General features: G+C 74.6%; 1 protein-coding gene. It reads right to left on the reverse strand.

Features of this window, described 5'->3' with window-relative positions:
- Positions 1 to 504: endonuclease/exonuclease/phosphatase family protein (locus EAD98_RS00170; protein WP_147457293.1), on the reverse strand; the 504-nt coding region annotated here is incomplete at both ends.

Genomic DNA, 504 nt, shown 5'->3' on the forward strand with positions numbered 1-504 from the left:
ATGGTCATCTTCGCGTCGGTGGGGCCGGTGACCGCGATGCGGCGGTCGACCAGCACGTGGTCGATGGTGACCGGTGGGATCAGGTCGCCGTCGTACGGGCCCCAGGTGCCGGTCAGCCCCGCCCCGGTGGCGTCGGCGGCGTCGACGTAGCCGGTGCGCAGCAGGGCCCGCAGCGGGCCGTGGTCGAGGGTGGCGTTGAAGTCCCCGGCGAGGATCCGCAGGCCACCGTCCGGTGTGGCCGGTGGTTGGGCGGTCAGATCGCCGCGCCAGGCGTCGACCTGGTCCAGCGCGTACGGCGCCGAGGGGTGGGCCGACTCGACGCGGACCGGGGGCGCGCCGGGGACGGCCAGGGTGCCGTACGCCTGACTGAAGCCCCAACCGCCGCGGTTGTGCCGGATGCCGGCGTCGGTGATCGGCCAGCGCGAGTAGAGCCCGGAGCCGGGTGTGCCGATCTGCGCGTTGAGCTGCCGGTGGGGCAGCAGACGGTCGAGACCGAGCCGGTCC

Origin of the sequence: Micromonospora sp. CV4, assembly GCF_003667455.1 — a bacterium.
GTDB lineage: Bacteria > Actinomycetota > Actinomycetes > Mycobacteriales > Micromonosporaceae > Micromonospora.